This is a genomic window from Saccharomonospora saliphila YIM 90502, assembly GCF_000383795.1.
Classification (GTDB): domain Bacteria; phylum Actinomycetota; class Actinomycetes; order Mycobacteriales; family Pseudonocardiaceae; genus Saccharomonospora; species Saccharomonospora saliphila.
This window is the reverse complement of record NZ_KB912634.1, coordinates 10,045-12,906: the sequence shown is the minus strand read 5'-3', so window position 1 is coordinate 12,906 and position 2,862 is coordinate 10,045. Positions and strand designations below refer to the sequence as shown.

Below are 2,862 nucleotides of genomic sequence, written 5' to 3'. Positions count from 1 at the left end.
CGCGCGGGCGGGCAGGACGGTGGGCCCGACGAGGCGGTGGTCGCGCCGGAGGCGCGCTGACCGGACACGCGGTGCGAGGGCGTCCGCCGACGGCGCCGGGACCCCTCGATAGGGTTTGGCGAGTTGTTCCGACGTTCCCGCCGGCACCCGTAGGATGAGATGCTCAACATCTTCGCGCGCGCGTCCGTGTCCCGCGTCACCGACCCGGTCGGTGCCGCGCTGGTGCGTGCCGGTCTGACACCCAACGCGATGACCGTGCTCGGCACGGCGGGTGCCGTCGCGGGTGCGCTGGTGTTCTTCCCCCGGGGGATGCTGCTCGCCGGCACCTTCGTCGTGTGGGGCTTCGTGATGCTCGACCTGCTCGACGGTGCCATGGCGCGGGCCACGGGCAGCACTCCGTTCGGCGCGGTGCTCGACGCGACCTGCGACCGCCTCGTCGACGGTGCCCTGTTCGCCGCGATCGCCTGGTGGGCCTTCGCCGTCGCCGACGACCGCGGCGTGGCGGCGGCCGCGCTGCTGTGCCTGGTGCTGGCGCAGGTGACCTCCTACATCAAGGCCCGGGCCGAGGCGTCGGGCTTCGGCGACGCCGCCAACGGCGGACTGGTCGAGCGCGCCGAGCGGCTGATCGTGACGTTGGTGGGCACCGGCCTTCAGGGGCTCGGGCTGCCCTGGGCCGTGGCGGCCTCCCAGTGGCTGCTTGTCGTGCTGTCCGTGGTGACGCTGGCCCAGCGGATCGCCGGGGTGTCGCGGGCGGCGAAGGGCGCCTCGGGAGGAGCACGGTCGTGAGCGCGCTCGGAGGGCGACTGGCCGAGTGGGGATACGCCCTCGGCTGGCGGGCCGTGCCGAAACTGCCCCGCTCGGCCGCGGGCACCGCGTTCTCGGTGGCCGCCGACGTGCTCGCCCGGAGGGGCCGCGCCGGGGTGGAGCAGTTGCGCCGCAACCTCGCCAGGGTGGTACCGCAGGCCGGTCCCGCCGAGCTGGACGACCTGACCCGCCGGGCGCTGCGGTCGTACGCGCGTTACTGGCACGAGACGTTCTTGCTGCCGTCGTGGGACGCGGCCCGGGTGTGCGACCGCGTCGAGGTCACCGGTGCCGACTATCTGGACGCGGCCCTGTCCGAGGGCAACGGCGCGGTGCTGGCGCTGCCGCACACCGGCAACTGGGACGTCGCCGGGGTGTGGCTGGTGAGCCACTCCGGTAACTTCACCACGGTGGCCGAGCGGCTGCGGCCCGAGTCGCTGTACGAGCGGTTCGTCGCCTACCGCAAGTCCCTCGGGTTCGAGGTGGTCCCCGCCGACGGCAGCGTGTCCTTCCGGGCGCTGCTGCGGCGGCTGCGCGAAAACAAGGTGGTGTGCCTCGTCGGGGACCGCGACATCACCGGGTCGGGCCTGCCGGTCTCGTTCTTCGGGGACGACGCCCGGTTCCCGGTCGGCCCCGCGCGGTTGGCGGTGAGCACCGGGGCGGCTCTGCTTCCCGTGGGGTCGTGGTTCACCGACGGCGGATGGGGCGTGCGCATCCATCCACGCGTGCGTGTCAGCACCCGCGACGAGGTCGGCGCCGCGACACAGGCGCTGGCCGACGTCTTCGCGGGCGACATCGCCGCGCACCCGACCGATTGGCACATGCTGCAGGCCTTCTGGGACGCCGACCGCGGTCAGGACTCCGGGCTGCGGAGCGCGGCATGAGAATGGGCGGTGCGGCCGTGGGCCCGCGCGCGGCACGAGCAGGCGGAACGGGAATCGACGGCACGCGACCCGGCGGTGGCGGCGGTGTGAGGGTCGGCGCGGTATGAGAGTGGGCATCGTCTGTCCCTATTCGTTCGACGTGCCCGGGGGAGTGCAGGGCCACGTCGTCGACCTCGCGCGGGCGCTGCGGGCACTCGGCAACACCGTCTCGGTGCTCGCGCCCGCCGACGAGGACGGTGCGGACCTGCCGGAGTTCGTGCACCCGGCCGGGCGCTCGCTCGGCGTCCGCTACAACGGCTCCGTGGCGCGCCTGCAATTCGGGCCGGTCTCCTACGCCCGCGTGCGGCGCTGGCTGCGGGACAACCGGTTCGACGTGCTGCACCTGCACGAGCCCACGGCACCGAGCCTGTCGCTGCTGGCGCTCACGGTCGCCGAAGGTCCGATCGTGGCCACCTTCCACACCTCCACGCCGCGCTCGCGCACGTTGTCGGCCTTCCAGCCGGTGCTGCGCCCGCTGCTCGAAAAGATCACGGCGAGGATCGCGGTGTCCGCGCTGGCCCGGCGGGTTCAGGTCGAGCACCTCGGCGGGGATGCGGTGGAAATTCCCAACGGGGTGGACGCGGCGCTGTTCTCCGGGGCCGAACCGCTGCCCGGCTATCCACGCGCGGGGGGCACGATCGGTTTCGTCGGCCGCTACACCGAGCCCCGCAAGGGCATGGGCGTGCTGCTCGACGCGCTGCGGCTGCTCGCACCCGGATGGCCGGACCTGCGGCTGCTCGTCGTGGGGCGCGGCGAGGAGCAGGCGCTGCGCGCGCAGGCCGGACCGGAGCTGGCCGACCGCGTCGAGCTGCTGGGCCAGGTCGACGACGCCACCAAGGCGCGTGCGCTGCGCAGCGTGGACGTGTACTGCGCGCCCAACACCGGCGGGGAGAGCTTCGGCATGATCCTCACCGAGGCCCTGGCGGCGGGCACGCCCGTGGTGGCCAGCGGCCTGGACTCGTTCCGCAGGGTCCTCGACGACGGGCGTGCGGGTGTGCTCACCACCACCGGGGACGCGGCCTCGCTCGCGGACGGGCTGCGCGGGGTGCTCACCGACCCGGGGCTGCCCGTCTCAACCCAACCAGCGGGCACGATCCGCGAAGAGGAAAGGAAATCATGAGCGCGAAGTTGCAGAAGG

The 2,862-nt window shown here is 73.6% G+C and carries 3 protein-coding genes; all 3 read left to right on the top strand.

The window, feature by feature from the left end:
* Nucleotides 1–159 precede the first annotated feature (159 nt).
* The 3 genes from pgsA to SACSA_RS21565 all read left to right on the top strand — a co-directional run bounded on the left by pgsA (nucleotide 160) and on the right by SACSA_RS21565 (nucleotide 2,844).
* Nucleotides 160–786 (top strand): phosphatidylinositol phosphate synthase, encoded by a 627-nt coding sequence (pgsA, locus tag SACSA_RS0104905; protein ID WP_019814024.1) that lies wholly within the window; start codon nucleotides 160–162, stop codon nucleotides 784–786.
* Nucleotides 783–1,685, top strand: coding sequence for a phosphatidylinositol mannoside acyltransferase (locus SACSA_RS0104900; protein WP_019814022.1), 903 nt, complete (start codon nucleotides 783–785; stop codon nucleotides 1,683–1,685). Before pgsA ends, SACSA_RS0104900 begins: the two co-directional genes overlap by 4 nt.
* Before the next feature lie 103 nt (nucleotides 1,686–1,788).
* Nucleotides 1,789–2,844, top strand: coding sequence for a glycosyltransferase family 4 protein (locus SACSA_RS21565; RefSeq protein WP_048876440.1), 1,056 nt, complete (start codon nucleotides 1,789–1,791; stop codon nucleotides 2,842–2,844).
* The last annotated feature ends 18 nt before the right edge of the window (nucleotides 2,845–2,862 follow it).

Excerpts from the sequence above, each read along its gene's own strand:
- pgsA (WP_019814024.1), top strand. The coding sequence starts at position 160 with ATGCTCAACATCTTCGCGCGCGCGTCCGTGTCCCGCGTCACCGACCCG.
- SACSA_RS21565 (WP_048876440.1), top strand. The coding sequence starts at position 1,789 with ATGAGAGTGGGCATCGTCTGTCCCTATTCGTTCGACGTGCCCGGGGGA.